The 17,014-nt window shown below is 58.8% G+C and carries 20 protein-coding genes, 1 tRNA gene and 3 pseudogenes; 15 read left to right on the top strand and 9 right to left on the bottom strand.

What is annotated here, in order from left to right:
- The 4 genes and pseudogenes from selA (at nucleotide 1) to PY650_RS29150 (ending at nucleotide 4,989) form a co-directional block, all read left to right on the top strand.
- A complete protein-coding gene (selA, locus tag PY650_RS29165) occupies nucleotides 1-1,422 on the top strand; it encodes an L-seryl-tRNA(Sec) selenium transferase (RefSeq protein WP_285883225.1) in 1,422 nt (473 codons plus the stop codon).
- A gap of 57 nt (nucleotides 1,423-1,479) precedes the next feature.
- Nucleotides 1,480-3,309: pseudogene (gene selB / locus PY650_RS29160) on the top strand (selenocysteine-specific translation elongation factor); the annotation flags it as partial.
- 123 nt (nucleotides 3,310-3,432) lie between these two features.
- A tRNA-Sec gene (locus PY650_RS29155) sits at nucleotides 3,433-3,528 on the top strand.
- A gap of 489 nt (nucleotides 3,529-4,017) precedes the next feature.
- On the top strand, nucleotides 4,018-4,989 hold the full coding sequence (locus PY650_RS29150; protein WP_432761596.1) for a 3'-5' exonuclease: 972 nt from the start codon (nucleotides 4,018-4,020) through the stop codon (nucleotides 4,987-4,989).
- A gap of 125 nt (nucleotides 4,990-5,114) precedes the next feature.
- Here the strand turns inward: PY650_RS29150 and PY650_RS29145 are convergent, their stop codons facing one another.
- Nucleotides 5,115-5,639, bottom strand: a complete 525-nt coding sequence (locus PY650_RS29145; RefSeq protein ID WP_285883222.1) for a dihydrofolate reductase family protein — start codon at nucleotides 5,637-5,639, stop codon at nucleotides 5,115-5,117.
- Nucleotides 5,640-5,688: 49 nt separating this feature from the next.
- Between PY650_RS29145 and PY650_RS29140 the strand changes: the two genes are divergently transcribed.
- The 3 genes from PY650_RS29140 (at nucleotide 5,689) to PY650_RS29130 (ending at nucleotide 7,140) form a co-directional block, all read left to right on the top strand.
- On the top strand, nucleotides 5,689-6,258 hold the full coding sequence (locus tag PY650_RS29140) for a TetR/AcrR family transcriptional regulator (protein WP_285883221.1): 570 nt from the start codon (nucleotides 5,689-5,691) through the stop codon (nucleotides 6,256-6,258).
- A complete protein-coding gene (locus PY650_RS29135; RefSeq protein ID WP_285883220.1) occupies nucleotides 6,224-6,766 on the top strand; it encodes a hypothetical protein in 543 nt (180 codons plus the stop codon). Before PY650_RS29140 ends, PY650_RS29135 begins: the two co-directional genes overlap by 35 nt.
- A 71-nt stretch (nucleotides 6,767-6,837) precedes the next feature.
- Entirely contained in the window at nucleotides 6,838-7,140 is a 303-nt protein-coding gene (locus PY650_RS29130) for a DUF982 domain-containing protein (protein ID WP_285883219.1), read from the top strand.
- Nucleotides 7,141-7,615: 475 nt separating this feature from the next.
- Here PY650_RS29130 and PY650_RS29125 read toward each other — a convergent pair whose 3' ends face one another.
- Both PY650_RS29125 and PY650_RS29120 read right to left on the bottom strand, forming a co-directional pair.
- Complete coding sequence (locus PY650_RS29125; RefSeq protein WP_285883218.1) at nucleotides 7,616-8,122, bottom strand: Hsp20/alpha crystallin family protein; 507 nt, start codon at nucleotides 8,120-8,122, stop codon at nucleotides 7,616-7,618.
- A gap of 92 nt (nucleotides 8,123-8,214) precedes the next feature.
- The gene (locus PY650_RS29120) at nucleotides 8,215-8,676 is read right to left on the bottom strand and encodes an Hsp20 family protein (RefSeq protein WP_285883217.1); all 462 of its coding nucleotides are present in this window, start codon (nucleotides 8,674-8,676) and stop codon (nucleotides 8,215-8,217) included.
- Between the two features lie 360 nt (nucleotides 8,677-9,036).
- Here PY650_RS29120 and groES point away from each other — a divergent pair, with 360 nt between their 5' ends.
- The 5 genes from groES to PY650_RS29095 all read left to right on the top strand — a co-directional run bounded on the left by groES (nucleotide 9,037) and on the right by PY650_RS29095 (nucleotide 12,672).
- A complete protein-coding gene (gene groES / locus PY650_RS29115) occupies nucleotides 9,037-9,351 on the top strand; it encodes a co-chaperone GroES (protein ID WP_285883216.1) in 315 nt (104 codons plus the stop codon).
- A gap of 30 nt (nucleotides 9,352-9,381) precedes the next feature.
- The gene (gene groL / locus PY650_RS29110; RefSeq protein WP_285883215.1) at nucleotides 9,382-11,010 is read left to right on the top strand and encodes a chaperonin GroEL; all 1,629 of its coding nucleotides are present in this window, start codon (nucleotides 9,382-9,384) and stop codon (nucleotides 11,008-11,010) included.
- A gap of 774 nt (nucleotides 11,011-11,784) precedes the next feature.
- A complete protein-coding gene (locus PY650_RS29105) occupies nucleotides 11,785-12,111 on the top strand; it encodes a DUF982 domain-containing protein (RefSeq protein WP_285883247.1) in 327 nt (108 codons plus the stop codon).
- 12 nt (nucleotides 12,112-12,123) lie between these two features.
- Nucleotides 12,124-12,396 (top strand): DUF982 domain-containing protein, encoded by a 273-nt coding sequence (locus PY650_RS29100; protein WP_285883214.1) that lies wholly within the window; start codon nucleotides 12,124-12,126, stop codon nucleotides 12,394-12,396.
- Between the two features lie 63 nt (nucleotides 12,397-12,459).
- Entirely contained in the window at nucleotides 12,460-12,672 is a 213-nt protein-coding gene (locus tag PY650_RS29095) for a hypothetical protein (RefSeq protein ID WP_285883213.1), read from the top strand.
- A 262-nt stretch (nucleotides 12,673-12,934) separates the two neighbouring features.
- On the opposite strand, the gene PY650_RS37515 is transcribed toward PY650_RS29095, so the two are convergent.
- Complete coding sequence (locus PY650_RS37515) at nucleotides 12,935-13,048, bottom strand: helix-turn-helix domain-containing protein (RefSeq protein ID WP_285883212.1); 114 nt, start codon at nucleotides 13,046-13,048, stop codon at nucleotides 12,935-12,937.
- A gap of 30 nt (nucleotides 13,049-13,078) precedes the next feature.
- Nucleotides 13,079-13,440: pseudogene (locus PY650_RS37510) on the bottom strand (recombinase family protein).
- 201 nt (nucleotides 13,441-13,641) lie between these two features.
- On the opposite strand from PY650_RS37510, the gene PY650_RS29075 reads away from it, so the two are divergent.
- Both PY650_RS29075 and PY650_RS29070 read left to right on the top strand, forming a co-directional pair.
- A complete protein-coding gene (locus PY650_RS29075) occupies nucleotides 13,642-14,103 on the top strand; it encodes a DUF4158 domain-containing protein (protein ID WP_285883209.1) in 462 nt (153 codons plus the stop codon).
- A 116-nt stretch (nucleotides 14,104-14,219) separates the two neighbouring features.
- Entirely contained in the window at nucleotides 14,220-15,173 is a 954-nt protein-coding gene (locus tag PY650_RS29070) for a GGDEF domain-containing protein (protein ID WP_285883208.1), read from the top strand.
- Nucleotides 15,174-15,310: 137 nt separating this feature from the next.
- Here PY650_RS29070 and PY650_RS37505 read toward each other — a convergent pair whose 3' ends face one another.
- From PY650_RS37505 to relB, 3 genes are read right to left on the bottom strand one after another with little or no spacing between them, the layout of a single operon-like run.
- On the bottom strand, nucleotides 15,311-15,409 hold the full coding sequence (locus tag PY650_RS37505; protein ID WP_285883207.1) for a hypothetical protein: 99 nt from the start codon (nucleotides 15,407-15,409) through the stop codon (nucleotides 15,311-15,313).
- 2 nt (nucleotides 15,410-15,411) lie between these two features.
- Nucleotides 15,412-15,594: a type II toxin-antitoxin system RelE/ParE family toxin gene (locus PY650_RS37500; RefSeq protein WP_285883206.1), complete on the bottom strand. Its 183-nt coding sequence runs from the start codon at nucleotides 15,592-15,594 to the stop codon at nucleotides 15,412-15,414.
- Nucleotides 15,587-15,880, bottom strand: a complete 294-nt coding sequence (gene relB / locus PY650_RS29055; protein WP_285883205.1) for a type II toxin-antitoxin system RelB family antitoxin — start codon at nucleotides 15,878-15,880, stop codon at nucleotides 15,587-15,589. The genes PY650_RS37500 and relB overlap by 8 nt, the downstream gene beginning before the upstream one ends.
- A gap of 483 nt (nucleotides 15,881-16,363) precedes the next feature.
- On the opposite strand from relB, the pseudogene PY650_RS37495 reads away from it, so the two are divergent.
- A pseudogene (locus PY650_RS37495) lies at nucleotides 16,364-16,450 on the top strand (ribbon-helix-helix domain-containing protein); the annotation flags it as partial.
- Between the two features lie 64 nt (nucleotides 16,451-16,514).
- Here the strand turns inward: PY650_RS37495 and PY650_RS29045 are convergent.
- Nucleotides 16,515-16,682, bottom strand: a complete 168-nt coding sequence (locus tag PY650_RS29045; RefSeq protein WP_285883249.1) for a hypothetical protein — start codon at nucleotides 16,680-16,682, stop codon at nucleotides 16,515-16,517.
- Nucleotides 16,683-17,014: the final 332 nt, after the last annotated feature.

The following is a 17,014-nucleotide window of genomic DNA, read 5'->3' as shown; positions in this document are numbered from 1 at the left end:
TTGGACGCAAGCGCCAGATTGCGGAATATCCCATCGGTTGACCAGGTCCTGAAAACAGCACCCGCCGCTGCGGCGATCGAATGTTTCGGTCGGTCCGCGGTCGCAAATGCGGTCCGCGCCATCCTTTCCGACATCCGGGACAAGGTGCGGCAGGGCCAGGACATTCCCTCCCGCGACGAAGTCGCGTCGGCGGCGCTTTCCAAACTGGATGCCGTTGACCGCTCGACGATGCGGCCGCTGTTCAATCTAACGGGGACGGTGTTGCATACCAATCTCGGCAGGGCGGTGCTTGCGGATGCCGCAATCGATGCGGCGACAGTCGCGATGCGCGAGGCCGTCGCGCTTGAGTTCGACCTCGAGGGCGGCATACGCGGCGAACGGGACGACCATCTGCGCGCGCTGATCTGCGAATTGACGGGGGCGGAGGACGCGACAGTCGTCAACAACAACGCGGCAGCCGTCCTGCTGGTGTTAAACAGCCTTGCGTCTGGCCGCGAAGTGATTGTCTCGCGGGGCGAATTGATCGAGATCGGCGGGGCGTTCCGAATGCCAGACATCATGGAGCGCTCCGGCGTCCGTCTCGTCGAAGTCGGCACCACGAACCGCACCCATGCAAGGGACTACGGCGGCGCGATTGGCCCCGATAGTGGCGTGATACTGAAGGTCCATACGTCCAACTACCGGATCGAAGGCTTTACGAAAGAGGTGGGCGCACGCGAGTTGTCGGCGATCGCCCACGACAAGGGCGTGCCACTCGTCAACGACCTCGGCTCCGGTACCCTGGTGGATCTGACCCGCTTCGGTCTCGCGCACGAACCGACCGTCCGCGAGGCGATCGCCGAGGGAGCAGACGTCGTCACTTTTTCTGGCGACAAGCTCCTCGGTGGACCGCAAGCCGGGTTCATAGTCGGGCGCCGAACCTTCATCGAAACGATTAACAAAAATCCGATGAAGCGGGCCCTTAGGGTCGACAAGATGAGACTAGCTGCACTTGAGGCCACGCTAAAGCTCTACCGTGATCCGGACCGTCTGACCAAGCGCCTTCCCACGCTGCGGTGGCTCACCCGTTCCCAGGTTGACATTGGTGCGCAGGCGAGGCGGCTGTTACCGGTCGTGGAGCACGCATTAAACGCTTTCTTCCATGTTTCTGTCGTCAGCTGCGAAAGCCAGATCGGTTCCGGCGCCCTGCCACTCTCCGCAGTCCCGAGCATCGGACTCGCCCTGACGCCGGTTGATGGTCGCGGCCGTTTGCTGAGCGATTTGGCAGCGGCGCTCAGGCGGCTCCCGATGCCGGTCATCGGTCGTGTCGAACGCGGTTCTCTGGTGCTGGATTTGCGCTGTCTCGAAGACGAGGAAGGGTTCATGGCCAATTTCACGGGTCTTGATCTTGCGCTCGGGGGAGGTTCTGATGAATCTTCGTAGCCGCTTGCCGCCAAGCCCGGCCGCCCATGCCCGCGCTGTCGGTAAAGGGGACAGAACGTGATAATCGGCACTGCCGGACACATCGATCATGGAAAGACCTCCCTCGTTCAGGCGCTGACCGGCATAGATACGGACCGGCTGAAGGAGGAAAAGGATCGCGGAGTCTCGATTGATCTTGGCTTTGCCTACATGCCCGTGGAGGGTGTGGAGACACTTGGCTTTGTCGATGTGCCGGGACACGAGAAGTTCATGCACACAATGCTTGCCGGTGCCAGTGGTATCGATTTCGTTCTGCTCGTTGTAGCTGCCGATGATGGGGTCATGCCGCAGACACGCGAGCATCTAGCCATCGTCGATCTTCTGGGTGTCGAGCATGGCATCGTGGCTCTAACCAAGACCGATCTTGTTCAGGAAGATAGGCTTGTCGAGGTAGAAGCCATGGTACGGGAGGCGCTCGCCGGCTCCGCACTTTGCGCTACGCAAATGATCGCGGTCTCAACCGTTTCCGGCCGGGGTATCGCGACATTACGCAATCAGATCGTCGAGGCTGCTCGAAGATTCACGCTACGGCAGGCGACAGGACGTTTTCGTCTGGCCGTGGACCGTTCCTTCACGATCCACGGCGCCGGCACGATCGTGACCGGAACTGTACTTTCAGGCACCGTATCGCTCGACGAGCATGTCACCATAAGTCCCCCTGGTCTCAGCGCCCGAATTCGCTCGATCCATACGCAGAACAGGCCGAGCGAGAATGGGCGCGCGGGGGATCGCTGCGCTCTCAACCTCGTTGGCCAGGGAATCACCAAAGCAGCGATTGGTCGCGGCGATATCGTGTGCGATGCAAGCTTGCACGCACCGACGGACAGGATTGATGCAACCTTGCGCGTACTTGGTTCCGAGCCGAAGCCGATTGGCCATTGGTTTCCGGTGCGGCTTCATCACGCATCGACGCAGGTCGGTGCCCGTATCGTCCTGCTGACGGAGGAGTTCCTGTTACCGGGAACACGCAGTCTGGTGCAGCTTGTGCTCGACCGGCCGATTGCGGCAGCCGCTGGCGATCGCTACGTCGTTCGTGATACTTCGGCCCGGCGCACGATCGGCGGCGGCCAATTTCTGGATTTGCGCGCCCCGGCCCGCAAGCGCCGCGCGCCAGAGCGGATTGCGCGGCTTAACGCAAATTCATTGGCTGAGCCGGAAGCTGCGTTCAAGGCGTTGCTTGCGGTGCACCCATTCTATGTCGACGTAGCCGCCTTCGCTCGGGACAAGGCGCTCGCGATAGCGCAAGCCAGTGCCTTGGCTGGACTGCCGGGCGTGAAGGCATGGTCTGTGGATGGCACGACGCTGGCGATGTCGTCGGAACGCTGGAAGACATATCGCGGCAGCCTTCTGGACCGACTCCAGAGCTTTCATGCGGACAATCCCGACCTGCCAGGGATTGGAATCGAATTGCTCCGGACAAAGCTCGACCTGCGTTTGCCGGTACGGGCTTTTCTTGCGGCCCTCAAGGATCTTGCGCGCGAAGGAGACGTTATTCTGGACGGAGCCTGGGTCAGGCTCGCCGGCCATCAGGTGACAATGTCCGCGGCTGACGAGCGCCTTTGGAATGAGATCGCGCCGCTACTTAGCGGCGCCGAGCGGTTTCGTCCGCCGCGCGTGCGCGATATTGGCGTGTTATTGGCAATTCCTGAGCACCAAGTACGCCGGCTGCTGAAGCTCGCCAGCCGCATGGGGAAAGTGCACGAGATTGCACAGGATCATTTCTTTCGGCGCGAAACAGTCGGGGAAATGGTCGTAATTATCGCCGAAATCAGCGCAGCAGCTGACAAGGGTTGGTTCACGGCCATGCAGTTTCGCGACCGTGTCGGAAACGGCCGCAAGGTTGCGATCCAGATCCTCGATTTTTTCGATCGGCAACGCGTGACGTCGCGTCGTGGCGATCTGCGCCGCGTCAATAGCGACCGTCTGGATCTCTTCGGGAACCTGGCGAATAGCGGTGAAGATCTTGCTTCTGGAGGAGATGCGTCCCCGGTGGGACGTCCGGACTTCAAATCCGGGAGGGGCCGAGCGACGGTCTTTGGTGGGTTCGACTCCCACTCTCTTCCGCCATCGCGCCTGCGTCATTGACCGTGCAGGCTTGTCGCAGTTGATATCGGCAACCTTGGTGTCCTGGTGCGACGCTGCAGCGGGGGCGGGTCGGGGCGGCATAGTCGGCTGCAATCAAGCGAGCCTGAGAGTTCTGACGAGTGGTTTGGATCAATCGAACTTGATCGGTATCGGGAGGTGAAGGCGCTCGATCGGTTGGCGCAGCGAGAAAAAGTGTCGAGAGCAGGCCCTAGTGAATGCAAGGAGAATGATCCGGGAACGCACCATCTCCGCCTTGCATGATCCGAAAACGAGTCGTCACAGCGATGGAAAGTCTTCGCCGGACGTTACGATTTCCTGCACCCGCTCGATCGCCCCAAGGGCGAGGTCGCTACGGTTGCTGATTTCCACAGTTTCCATCTTTCCTCCTGATTTGTTCGAGACGATGGCTTATACCGATTTGCCGGACGATGCAGTCTGGAGAGTTCGTTCTGAGATGAGCCCGGGAAACACGTGACGCAGTTCGATTTGTTTGTTTCAAGTGAGACACCTACCGCGAAGGCACCTGCTTCATTGGCCGCAAAGCGCCAACCGTTGGCTGCCTTGAGTGACGACGACATGGTCCGGCACCTCCAGGCGACCGGCCGATACCGGATCCTCAAAAGGCTCGAACCGCGTACCGTCGCAACGGCAGCGCGGCCCGGGTTTCCGTTGAAGGGCGTTGTTATCGATACCGAAACAACTGGCCTCAACCATCGCAAGGATGAGATCATCGAAATCGGCGCAGTTGCATTCACATTTGATGAACTAGGCAATATTGGCGATGTCACCGGCGTCTATGGCGGCCTGCAGCAGCCAAGCATTCCAATTCCGGGCGAGATCACGCGGCTGACAGGCATTACCGACGAAATGGTGGCTGGCCAGATCATCGATCTTAATCAATTGCGCTCAATTCTCAACGGCGCCGACCTCATCATCGCCCACAATGCCGGCTTCGATCGCCCGTTCTGCGAGGCGTTTTCGCCCATATTCGCAGGCAAAGCCTGGGCCTGCTCGGTCTCGGAAATCGATTGGATCTCGCGCGGCTTCGAAGGGACCAAGCTTGGATATTTGATTGGGCAGGCAGGGTATTTTCACGAGGGGCATCGGGCAGTCGATGATTGTTTTGCACTGCTCGAAGTTCTTTCGAGCGATGGTGCTGGTCGCGGGCAAACACCCTTTGCCGAACTCTATCAAGCCAGCCAGCGGTCTCGTGTCCGCATCTACGCCGAAAGCAGTCCGTTCGATATGAAAGACCACCTGAAGGCGCGCGGTTATCGCTGGTCTGATGGAAGCGACGGCCGCCCGAAATGCTGGTGGACCGAGATTGCAGAAGAGGGCGTCGACGACGAACTTCGCTATCTGCGTTCGGAAATCTACCGCTGGGATGAAGCTGATCCACCGACCAAGCACCTTACGGCATTTGACCGCTTCAGGGCCGCCTGACAACTGCCCACAAAGGCTGATTGCTTCATCATTCTCTCCTTATCTTGCGAGGAATCGAACGCGGACGCGGAATAGGCACGGTCGCTTTTAGATATGGGAGGTGCCGAGATATGTGGCCGCTGCCATCAAAAACGGTAGTGCAGCCGGACACAGCCCCTGTCCATCGGCCGAGCGTCGATCAGGGTCGGGCTTGCCTCGAAGCCTGTCGCGGGAAAGAGCGGCCGGCCACCACCGATAATCTCGGGCATGAGGTATATCTCGATCTCGTCGATCGCGCCGCGTTCAAGGAAAGTCATCTGGAGTTCCCCGCCACCAAGAACCCAGACATCGCCGTCGCTTAGGCCTCGCAATTCCGCGATCAGTCCATCGACGTCGCTCCGGGTTTCCAAATCTCCCTTCGGCGTTGCGATCGGCCTGGAAGTGACGACCAGAACGCGCTGTTCGGCATAGGCCCAGGGAGAGCCGTCATTTTCGAGAAAGTCATAGGTGCCTCGACCCATGACGACGGTCCTGATGCGCTTGATGAAGTGGCGGTAGTCGTGCTCGCCAAGCTCAAGGCCATCATATTTGAACAGCCAGTCAAGGTTGTCCGCCTTGGTGGCGATAAACCCATCCAGGCTGGTTGCGATATACCCTAAAATCCTGGCCATGCGCGGCTCCTTCTTGATAATAAATGAATGCTCGTTTATAAATAGCGATATGGGTAGAAACAAGACCATTTCCGATGAAGCGGTCCTCGACCGGCTATTGGCCCTTCTGAAATCCGCTGCGCCCGACAGTCTGACTTTTGCTCGGGCATCGCAGGCGGTCGGATTGTCCGGCGCGACGCTCGTACAGCGTTTCGGCACGCGCGAGGCGATGGTCGAGGCCATCCTTTTACACGCCTGGGACCGCCTCAATGCGGTTACCGCCGAAGCCGACGCGAACGCTCCGATCAGCCCGGCCGGCGCGGTCGAGATCCTGATGCGGCTCATGCCAGAGGATCAACTAGGGTATAGCGTGACGGACGGGCTGCTTTTGTTGCGAGAGGATATCCGAAATCCAACGCTCCGCGCACGAGGAGCCGCTTGGGGTACATATCTCGCTGGAGCCTTGGGTCGCCGGCTGACCGATGACGCCGCGCATGCCGAGCAGATGGGCTGGCAAATGGCCAGCATGTGGCAGGGAGCCCTTATCTGGTGGGCATTCAAGCGTGAGCGGGACCGTGATGCCACGACTGAGATTGAAGCGGTGCTTGAGGACTGGTGCCGCAGCGTCGGCGCCATGTGAGGCTGATCAGCGCGAGCTGGAGTACGGGAGCGATGAACGCCTCGCTGGCAATTATCGGGTTTATGACAGCGGTCTGCATCATCGTTCCGACGCCTTCGCATGGAAACTGTGGCGGCTCGACGAGCCAAGCTTCCCCGGATGGCTGCTGGTTGCACTCGACACCGCAGTCTTTTTCCTGCTTATCCTGCTCGTCGGCCGATGGGACATTGCGGGAATTTGGACGCGCCTCGTCCTGGTTGGAGTGGTCTCGACTGCGGCATTGGTTTCCCTCGCTCGACATGTACGTCGACCGTGCCGTATCCCGCGAGGCTCGCGGGTCTGGACCCGCTACTTGCCGACAGGCGTGTCGTTTACCCTATTCAGCGCGGCGCTGACCTACATTCTGACTGGCTTTGCGACGCCCGAAAATGCCCGCCGCCTTGCGTTCCCGCTAGAGGGTGGTCACTTCGTGATCGTGCATGGCGAAGGCGTAAGGATGCACCGCGCTGCGGCATTTCGGAAGTCTTGAAATTCGCGACTTCGGCGCCGATATTTCTTTCACTTCTTTTTCATCCGGTGTGAACGCGAAAGGAGGACATCATGCTCAATCCGGAATTGGTATGGATGACGCCCGTCAGTGTCCGCATGAAGGACGGGGTGGCCCAGATCTTCGCTTCTGTCAACGACGCGCTCGATTTCCTCGAAGGGGATTGGAATATCTATCGAGGCAGAAAATACAATCGGGCTGTTCAAACGTGCCGCCGTGCTCTGAACCGAGTGACGCCAGTCGCCATCGCCCGCGATGCGTTCATTGACGCATGTCACGATGCGGGCATGTCGACGGCTGCGGATGGACCGCTCGGGACGAAGAGCAGTGCTGGCGGTCCACGCTCGCTTGCGTAGAACGGCTATGGCTGGGCACTCTTCGTGCCCCAGCCTTCCGAGCATTCGCGCCGCGCCGCGCCCATTCGCCGTCGCGCTTAAGGATCCGTTAGGGCCGCCCGCCAGGCGCCATACGTGGGCATTTGGGTGCCTTTGCGCCAGAGTTCGTTCGGCTGCCTTTACGCATGTCTGAGGCCCAGTGGGGCCCGCCGCTTCAGCGGGGCCTTCCCTCGCTGCGCGGGTGGATGCGCCCGATAGTGCAGAGCATTGCGTTCGAAAACCGGCAGGTAGGTCGTCGAGCGTGACGGGCGAAAAATGTGTACTCCCGTCTGACCAATATTCGGTCATGGCGGGTTGATGCCAACCGCCAGCGGCCGGTTGCCGACGTGGTCCGCGAACTTCCGCTCAGCGCGGACCTAATTGCCTGTGGTTCCGTCATCGACGTCGTCGCTAGTAGCCAGCCGGGCACCTCTCCACCCGGCTGGCATGAGCGATATTATTTGGTGCGATCGATCGCGATCCGCTTGACGTTGGCTCGCGCCTTTTCGGTCTTCGGAAGCGTCACTGTGAGCAGGCCGTTCTTGAACGTAGCGGCAACCTTATCCTCATCGACCTGACGACCAAGAGACAGCCGCCGTTCGAAGCGCCCGTAGTAGCGCTCGCTGAAGCGGCGATCCTTGTCCTCGGCCTCCTTTTTGTTTTCGCCCCGAAGCGTAAGCACACCGTCTTCCAGCAGCACCTCGACGGCGTCTGGATCAATTCCCGGAACCTCCGCTGTGATGCGGATCTCGTTGTCATTCTCCTCGATCTCCACGTGCGGCCACGTGCCGTTGAAGGGCGTATCACCGAACAACGATGGCGAGCCGAAACCGCGGAAGACTTCGTCGAACAAACGGTTGACATTGCGGTGCAGCGACAGGAATGGATCCATGTCATCACCGCGATATACGCTCGGAACCTGGCTGCTGCCACGGCTCCAAGGGATCAGATCACGTACACTCATAGCTTCATCCTTTCTTCGGTTTCTTTTTCTTGGCGCCGCCGTTTTCCTTCAACTGTTCGACAACAGGAGAGGAATCAAGCAGCGCTTGCCTATCAAGCCGCCTTGTCGCCTTCGATCTGTTTCGAATCGGGCTTCGTCGGCTCGGCCTGGATGGCGATTCGACGCGGCTTCATCTCCTCGGGGATTTCCTTTTTGAGATTGACGACGAGTAGCCCGTTTTCGAGCTTTGCGCCCTCGACGATGACATGATCGGCGAGTTCAAATCTGCGCGCAAACGGCCTCACGGCGAGGCCTTGATGAAGATACTGTACCTCCTCATCCTCTGATTTCGCGCCGTTGACCACGAGCATGTTTGCCTCGTGGGTGATCGTCAGCTCGTCCTCGGCAAAACCTGCCACCGCGATGACGATGCGGTACGCATCTTCGCCGAGTTTGACAATGTTGTAAGGCGGCCATTTGTCAGCGTTGAGGCTGGCGTTTTCGAGCAAGTCGAACATGCGGTCGAAGCCGATGCTTGACCTGTAGAAGGGGGTAAAGTCGAGGTTTGTTCTCATAGCTACATCCTCCGTAGAGCAACATAGGTACGAGGAAGCGCCAAGAAGCTCGGCGCTCCCTGACCATGGCGACCCCATATGGGCGTCGATGACCATGAAATGGGGATTCCATTTTACGGCGTCAAGAGGGGTTCAAGACTATTGGAGCGGGATCGGCGCGCAATAACTATATGATTTCATAGCGTTAGCACTCGATATGGTCGAGTGCTAAAAAATTCTAACCACCCTCTTGAAACTCGAAAAACCAGAAACCAGATCGAATGGTGCGCGATGCCGAAAGGATCGCACGTCCCGCGTCGGATTCTTCGGATGCGGCGCGGAGGCACCTCTAAAAACCTGATTGTCTATGAGGAGAGCGACATGACGTTCCGTCCTTTGCATGACCGAATCCTGGTCCGCCGCATTGAAGCCGAGGAAAAGACGGCCGGCGGCATCATCATCCCCGACACGGCGAAGGAAAAGCCGCAGGAAGGTGAGGTCATCGCCGTTGGTCCGGGCGCACGCGATGATAGCGGCAAGCTGGTCGAACTCGATGTCAAAGTGGGTGACCGCATCCTGTTCGGCAAATGGTCCGGCACAGAGATCAAGCTCAATGGTGAGGATCTGCTGATCATGAAGGAATCCGACATCATGGGCGTGATCGAGAGCGAAGCATCGGCGAAGAAGGTCGCCTGAGCGAGCCAGACCGATTGAAGGAGTAGAAAAATGGCTGCCAAGGAAGTGAGATTCCACACTGAAGCCCGCGAGAAAATGCTGCGTGGCGTCGATATTCTCGCCAATGCCGTCAAGGTCACGTTGGGCCCCAAGGGACGCAACGTCGTTATCGACAAGTCGTACGGTGCGCCCCGCATCACCAAGGACGGTGTAACCGTCGCCAAAGAGATTGAGCTTGAAGACAAGTTCGAGAACATGGGCGCCCAGATGGTGCGCGAAGTGGCCTCGAAAACCAGTGACATCGCCGGCGACGGCACCACCACTGCAACGGTTCTCGCCCAGGCGATCGTCAAGGAGGGAGCGAAAGCCGTCACCTCCGGTATGAACCCGATGGACCTCAAGCGTGGCATCGACAAGGCAGTCGAAGCCGTGGTCGCGGAACTGCGCGGGAACGCCCGCAAAGTCACCAGGAATGACGAGATCGCCCAGGTCGGCACGATCTCGGCCAATGGCGACGCGGAGATTGGCCGTTTCCTGGCAGAGGCGATGGAAAAGGTCGGCAATGAAGGTGTGATTACCGTCGAGGAAGCCAAGACCGCCGTAACGGAGCTCGAGGTCGTTGAAGGCATGCAGTTCGACCGCGGTTATCTCTCGCCGTATTTCATCACAAATCCCGATAAGATGCGCGTCGAACTGGAGGAGCCCTACGTGCTCATCCACGAAAAGAAGCTCTCGAACCTACAGGCGCTGCTTCCGGTGCTCGAAGCGGTCGTTCAATCCGGAAAGCCGTTGCTGATTATCGCCGAGGATGTAGAGGGCGAGGCGCTGGCGACCCTCGTCGTCAACAAGCTGCGCGGCGGTCTGAAGATCGCTGCTGTCAAGGCGCCGGGCTTCGGCGATCGCCGCAAGGCCATGCTCGAGGACATCGCCATCCTGACTGGCGGGACGGCGATCTCCGAGGATCTCGGCATCAAGCTCGAAAACGTCACACTCACAATGCTTGGGCGTGCCAAGAAGGTCGTCGTCGAGAAGGAAAACACGACGATCGTCGACGGCGCAGGCTCGAAGACGGAGATTCAGGGCCGCGTCGCCCAGATCAAGGCGCAGATCGAGGAAACCACCTCGGACTACGATCGCGAGAAGCTGCAGGAACGGCTGGCCAAGCTTGCTGGCGGCGTTGCCGTGATCCGCGTTGGCGGCTCGACCGAGGTTGAGGTGAAGGAACGCAAGGACCGCGTCGACGACGCGATGCATGCCACGCGGGCGGCGGTCGAGGAGGGCGTACTGCCCGGCGGGGGCGTTGCGTTGCTTAGGGCCGTCAAAGCACTCGACAGCATTCAGACCGAGAATCCCGATCAGAGGCACGGCATCGAGCTTGTCCGCCGTGCAATCGAAGCGCCGGTGCGCCAGATCGCCGAGAACGCGGGTGCCGAAGGCTCGATCATCGTCGGTAAGCTGCGTGAGAAATCAGAATTTGGCTATGGCTGGAACGCCCAGACCAACGAGTTCGGTGACCTTTACGCTCAGGGTGTGATCGACCCGGTCAAGGTCGTTCGAACTGCGCTGCAGGACGCTGCCTCGGTCGCCGGCCTGCTGATTACCACCGAGGCAATGGTTGCCGAGAAGCCGAAGAAGGATGTACCGGTCCCGCCGATGCCGCCTGGAGGCATGGACTTCTGACGGAAGCGACAAGTCCGCGCCCCGACGGGGCGCGGAGGGTCGTTCGATCTGTGAACCGATGCGTTGCGCTTCAATACGTGCAGCGTTCGGACGTCGAACTGGAGCAGGTTGGCAGGAGCCAAAAAAAGTGATGGGGCTGGGTTCCGAGGCGCGCCAGCCCGCTCCGAAGGAGGATCTAAAAGTTCGGGGCCAGAAATGACCACGCGTTCGTCGAAATATGTAGGCGTATTCGCCGCACTCGTCCTCATCCTGGTTCCTGCGCCGCTACTGGCGGCGCAGCCGCAGCCCGCCATTTCGGTAAGCGCGCAACGATCGCTCCCCGACGTCCTGGAGGAGATCACGCCGGCGGTCGTCAACATCGCAGTGCGGTCTCGCGCTCCTGCCGAAACCAACCCTCTCTACAATGATCCCTTTTTCCGCCGCTATTTCAACCTGCCTGAGCAGCAGCAGCGGCTGAGCGCCGGTTCTGGTGTCATCGTTGACGCCGGCAAGGGCTACATCCTCACCAATCACCACGTCGTCGCGGACGCGGGCGAGATTGCGGTAACTCTCTCCACTATTGCAGATGGAAGCGGCCGCGGCTCGATCGCGTTTGCGCATGGGCGACGTGATCGTTGCCGTCAATCGCCGGCGTGTCACGACCGTGGCGGACTTTATGGCCGCCTTAAAGGACGCCAGCGGAACGATCGCGGTCGATCTGTTTCGCGGTGGGTCGAAACTCTTGCTGGTGATCCGGTAGGTGCAACTTTGCTGTCGCATGAATGGAGGAAAACGATGGAACGCGATTGCTTTCGACATCCAGTCACAATCCTTATGGGTCTCGGATTTCCAGCTGAAATCCAGGGCGTCAGAGAGGCCTATGCCTGGCTGAATGAGTGGCCGCCATCGAAGCGCAACCCCACGCACGCAATCGCGCTCAATGCCTGCAGGGCAGCACTTGCGGGCGAGATTGATGTCGAGACCGCTCGCGGGACGTTTGTCGCCTTCGCGCGACGCGCCAACCTCCTCGCACCGGACAGCGAGGCAGTCGTCGCCGCTGGCAGAGTCGTGCGCTTGACTCCGTTTGGCAAGCCGGAGGCAGTAAATCGGACCGGTCCCTAGGAGGAATAGCTGATGAGCGATATTCGATTTCCCGTCCCGGTGAGGTTGCGCCTTGCCTCCGCCGAAGAGCGCGTTGTCGCCAATTCCTGGGAAGCGCTGGAGTGCCTTCGCGACCGGTGGCCCGAAGGCGCGAGAGGGCGAACCTATCGCGCAGCTTGTCGGGTCTGCCGCGACGCGCTGGACGGCTGGAGACAACCGGACGAAGCAAGGCGCGCTTTCGTAAAGGCGGCACGCCGCGCCGGGTTGCTAGAGGACATGGCGTGGTTTCCCCGCCATACAACATGAGTCCGAAGCCGCATTGCCGTCACGCAGCGCATAATATTCGCCCAACCAAGGGGAGGTAGCATTATGTACCCCAAGAGAGACTTCCATTCCCTTCCACTCTCACCCGATGACCTCGATGTGCTTCAACGACTACTCGATGGAGAATTGGAAGCTAGACACATCTCAAACGACAGCGACGAAGCGGACATGCTTGCGCGAACTCTCATAGAACTCTTTCAGGCCGGCGTGAGAGATGAAGATGCTTTGCGCGAAATGGTGAAGCGCGCCCCGGTGTGAAGCATGCGGCTCCTGCATAGCGCCTGGAACAACTCATCGACGCGCAAGCAATTCGGTCTTGGTGAACACCTTGGCAATTGTCGAAAGCGCTGGCAAAAGCGGGGGCGCGGGCCGAGTTGCTGCGCGGGGTGCGGGCGCTCACACGGACATGAAGAAGAATGGAATTTTCCGCCCGCTTCACAACATAGGAGGTCTGACAGCGGGGACTTGGCACGCAGGGAATTTCCAATATTGAACTTCTTTCAAGTCGGTGAAGTCGGCGCTAATAGGCTCGACTGACGCCCAGTCGGCGCATTTCACGGTAAATGGTGGAGCGGCCGAGGCCGAGCTGCCTTGCGACTTCGGTTGGTGACGTTCCAGCACTAACGAGCTTCATGGCTGCCTCAACCATTTTTACGTCTAGAGGTTAACGGTCGGGCCGTTTGCCTTGCGCCCTGGCGGCCGCAATCCCATCCCTCGTCCGCTCCGAGATCGGTCGGCGCTCGAAGTGTGCAATGGCCCCGAATATGTGAAAGACAAGTTCGCCGGCGGCGGCGGAGGTGTCGATTTTTTCCTCGAGGCTAGAAAGCTCGATTTTTTGCTCGCGAAGCATCCTCACCGTTTCAAGCAATTCTACCAGCGATCGGCCGAGGCGGTCGAGCCGGACGACGGCGAAGATGTCGCCGGCGCGGGCTAGGCTAGCAGTTCGCCGAAGTCTGGCCGGTCTATGCTCTTTCCGGATTTGACGTCGGTAAAGATCTTGATGGCGCCGGCCTGCTCCAGCCGCATGGTCTGGCCGGCGACGTCCTGATCGCCGGTCGAGACGCGCGCATAACCGAGAACTGCCCCCATCTTGTCTGTCTCCGAAACGGCCGTTCTATGGACAACCACGCTTGAGTACATTGAACGGCTTCGATTCCGTCCACGGAATATGTCTCCAGTCCGTCCATGAACTTGTGAAGCCTTTTATGGACGCCCGGAGGGCCGCCAATGCGCAAGCGCGAACTGCTAAGCGAAGCCGAGCGGGAACAGTTGCTGGGGATCCCGATCGAGCGTGATGACCTGGCCCGGCTCTACACTCTTGAGCCGCGCGACATCGACCAACTCCGGCTGCGGCGAGAAGACCGCAATCGGCTCGGCGTTGCCCTTCAGCTTGCGCTGTTTCGCCACCCTGGCATGACCCTCGCTCAGATTCTTCAGCGCTCCGCCGGGCTTCCCAAAGAACTGGTTTCCTTCATCGCCCTGCAGCTCGACGTACGGGCGGCCGCTCTCGCCGATTACGCGACCGCCCCGCTCGCAGAGAGGTTGCGCTCCCTAAATATTAAGGATTTTCAGTTATTTCCTTCGGTAGCTTGTGGAGGCGCAGAGCGGGCATGGAAATCCCACGAGGTTAGGAATAAGCATTGTGTGACGGGCGCTCAAGTTGAGCCAAAGGCGTCTGTGTCAGACTAACCTCCGGTTTCCGACGCTCGGTATTGGCCTCGCGCATCTTTAGATCCTCTGATGCAGCTAGTCCGGTTTTTCATCGGCGCACAGGCGGAGCAACGGTGTACGGAGGGATGACAACATTGCGGGAAGACTATCGAAGCCAGCGAAGTGGCGTTTTCAAACCCACATCGTTTTCCCCGGAACAGTGGCTCGATTCCCTGACGCCAGTCGCTGCTTGGCGACTGGTGGTCTTTAGCTCAATCTGTATTGCAGGCTTGGATTGGCTTTTCCAAGCCAGCAGCATCCACAATGGCGGCCCGCTCTATATGCTGCCAATTTGTATCGCGTGCTGGCGTTTCGATTTCAAAACTGGGATGAGCGTCGCGGTCGCGGAAATTACATTGTCGGCTGTAATCTTGCTTGGGGTTTCCGGTCATCTGGACGGAAGTGCGATGATCGGGCTGGTAGTGCAACTTATCAAATTTGGATGTGCGGCTGGTATCGTGTCGCGCTTCCGGCAAAGCTTCGACCGAGAGCGCCTCCTCGCGCGGCGGGATTGGATGACAGGAATTTTGAATCGGCAGGAGTTCCAGCGCCAAGCTGAGGCGATGCTTGCGCCGGCAAAAACGCGCAATCAGCCTTTGCTACTTGCCTATTTCGATCTTGATGGCTTCAAGGCTGTTAATGATCGGTTCGGACATCAAGCAGGGGATCGGCTCCTGCAATGCTTTGCAGAAGAGGGGAAGTCACTGATCGGCTTGGAGGACTGTTTCGGACGGATGGGCGGTGACGAGTTCGCCATGTTGATAAAGCTGTCCAAGACTGAGTGCGCCCCGGAAGTGGCCGAGCGGCTGCATGTGGGATTCACGGCAGCGTTGGAGAGCACTGGCCACAGCGTCACATGCAGCATGGGCGCGGTGGTCGCCGTTCCTGGTGACAGCGCTTCGCTGCACGAGTTGATGCGCCACGCTGATCAGCTCATGTATGCTGTAAAACGCGATACTAAAGCTGGCTTCAGCTTGGCAGGCAGTGCTCCTCCGTTTGACGTTGAATCCTTGTTGTCTCCAACACATCAGGTATGCTCGGCAGTATGAGGCGACGGATGTTCTCACGTCGAGCGCGGCGAGACTACCCCAATACGGTGTCAGTACCGGAGCAACTCCCCAATAGTGCCGTTTGAATCTTCCCCAGGTGCTGCGGCCGATGGTCGGCAGGGGGATGTTGGTGATCCTCACTTCTGTGGAGGCCATTGTTGGGCGGCATGCAGGACACGTAGGATGCGTACTGCAAACGGATCTTCCATATAAATAACAATGTAGTTTGCGCGCACGATCACCTCTCGCGTACCTTCGATAGGCCGGGCCGGTAAAGTCGGGGATGTTCTCGAAGCTTTGCTGTTTTTGCCTCAATATCGTCCTTCAGCGTTTGTGCGGCTTCGGGATTGTCATCAGAGATGTAGTCGACGATTGCCAGTAGGTCGGCTCGAGCGGTTTCCAGCCATTCAAGCTCAGGCACGACGTTTCCTGTCGATCAGCGCCTGTGCCTCATCCATGACCTTACGATGCGGCACGCCCGGTCGTGGGTCGGCCAGAGCCTCACGGACCTTGGCACGGAACCATTCGTCATGGGCTTCGGCATCGGTCGTCAATCCGGCAGGTAGCCCCCCCTCCTTAGCGACGCGGGTTAAGAAGATCCGCACGGCGTCCGACACGGACAAGCCGATATTGGCGAGGGTTTCCGTTGCGTCAGCCTTAAGTTTGTCGTCTACTCGAATGTGCAGCATAGATGTCTGCGCGGCCATTATCGCTTCTCCTGATGTCACGGCTCGCGCGATTACGTATCTCAATTGAGATATTTTCAAGGGTCTGCCATCTCTCGTCTTGGTTCGCGGTAGCGGTACCACCTCTAGGTGCGACACTACAGCAACACAAGCCACCTCAGCGAAGTTGAGCGAGGGCCGAGTTATGCATAGGTACCGATGCCGCAATCCAAAGGATTGCTCCATATGACGTTTCGGACCGGTGGACGGGGGGATTGCACGATAAGCCAATACCGCGGAATGGGGCAGATTAAGTTCGCACCAGCGAGAGCGACTGTCCGGGCCTTTGTGGAGCCGATAGGATGATTGGTGTGTTTTCATCAGCTCACTAATATCCGCGACTGGGCAATTTCTAACGGATAGTACTTTGTATCAAAAGGTGTTGGTTATTAACCCTTCCAGGCGTTCGCGCCTTTGACCAAATTTGCCAAAATCCATTATGGTACCTTCAAATGGAGGTTACCAATGGCCACGATGAACGTATCTCTTCCAGACTCAATGAAGGATTGGGTGGAAGCCCAGGCTAGGACCGGGCGATTTATGACCGCCTCGTTGCGCAGTCGGGCGAGGAATCTCAGCAGGACGTTCTCAAGGACATCCGCGTCAGCCTCGGCGATCAAGCGGTCAAGGCAGTCGAGGCCACGCTGACGATCGCACGCTTCATAAAGCCGATCCAGGCTATTAGGTGCTTGCGCTTGGTTGACGGCTCCATCATCGATTTCAGCACGTCGATCCAGATGGTCGCCCAGAACCGAGGAATTCCGTACTGATCGACGCTAGCCATGCCGCGTAGCGTAGGTGGCAACGATGACGAATTGAAGCTGACTGGCATATTGACCCGCGCTCCAGGACGCGGGCAAATGTCACAGTGCAGCCCCAGAAAAGCAACATGGCAAACCGCCGTTTATCGAGGAAATCCACAACAACGTAAGCGGCGGTTTGGGTACAGAAAGCAACACCTGCGAAACCGCCTGGTCGTTCCATAATACACCTTATGAACTTTTTGTGTGTAGCCGGGGTACATTCTATCTCGAACTGCAACAAAGGCGCTAAGCTGCCTGCTTTTCGGGAGCCATGGTTTGAGCCGTACCTTTTCGCATTTGAGTTTTGACGAAC

This window comes from Martinezella calliandrae (genome assembly GCF_030272695.1).
Classification (GTDB): domain Bacteria; phylum Pseudomonadota; class Alphaproteobacteria; order Rhizobiales; family Rhizobiaceae; genus Rhizobium; species Rhizobium calliandrae.
Note: the sequence above shows the minus strand (reverse complement) of the source record. Positions and strands in the feature narration are given on the sequence as shown.

Excerpts from the sequence above, each read along its gene's own strand:
- PY650_RS29145 (WP_285883222.1), bottom strand. The coding sequence starts at position 5,639 with ATGGCCAGGATTTTAGGGTATATCGCAACCAGCCTGGATGGGTTTATC.
- PY650_RS29140 (WP_285883221.1), top strand. The coding sequence starts at position 5,689 with ATGGGTAGAAACAAGACCATTTCCGATGAAGCGGTCCTCGACCGGCTA.
- PY650_RS29130 (WP_285883219.1), top strand. The coding sequence starts at position 6,838 with ATGCTCAATCCGGAATTGGTATGGATGACGCCCGTCAGTGTCCGCATG.
- PY650_RS29125 (WP_285883218.1), bottom strand. The coding sequence starts at position 8,122 with ATGAGTGTACGTGATCTGATCCCTTGGAGCCGTGGCAGCAGCCAGGTT.
- PY650_RS29120 (WP_285883217.1), bottom strand. The coding sequence starts at position 8,676 with ATGAGAACAAACCTCGACTTTACCCCCTTCTACAGGTCAAGCATCGGC.
- groES (WP_285883216.1), top strand. The coding sequence starts at position 9,037 with ATGACGTTCCGTCCTTTGCATGACCGAATCCTGGTCCGCCGCATTGAA.
- groL (WP_285883215.1), top strand. The coding sequence starts at position 9,382 with ATGGCTGCCAAGGAAGTGAGATTCCACACTGAAGCCCGCGAGAAAATG.
- PY650_RS29105 (WP_285883247.1), top strand. The coding sequence starts at position 11,785 with ATGGAACGCGATTGCTTTCGACATCCAGTCACAATCCTTATGGGTCTC.
- PY650_RS29100 (WP_285883214.1), top strand. The coding sequence starts at position 12,124 with ATGAGCGATATTCGATTTCCCGTCCCGGTGAGGTTGCGCCTTGCCTCC.
- PY650_RS29095 (WP_285883213.1), top strand. The coding sequence starts at position 12,460 with ATGTACCCCAAGAGAGACTTCCATTCCCTTCCACTCTCACCCGATGAC.
- PY650_RS37515 (WP_285883212.1), bottom strand. The coding sequence starts at position 13,048 with ATGAAGCTCGTTAGTGCTGGAACGTCACCAACCGAAGTCGCAAGGCAG.
- PY650_RS29075 (WP_285883209.1), top strand. The coding sequence starts at position 13,642 with ATGCGCAAGCGCGAACTGCTAAGCGAAGCCGAGCGGGAACAGTTGCTG.
- relB (WP_285883205.1), bottom strand. The coding sequence starts at position 15,880 with ATGGCCGCGCAGACATCTATGCTGCACATTCGAGTAGACGACAAACTT.
- PY650_RS29045 (WP_285883249.1), bottom strand. The coding sequence starts at position 16,682 with ATGGCTAGCGTCGATCAGTACGGAATTCCTCGGTTCTGGGCGACCATC.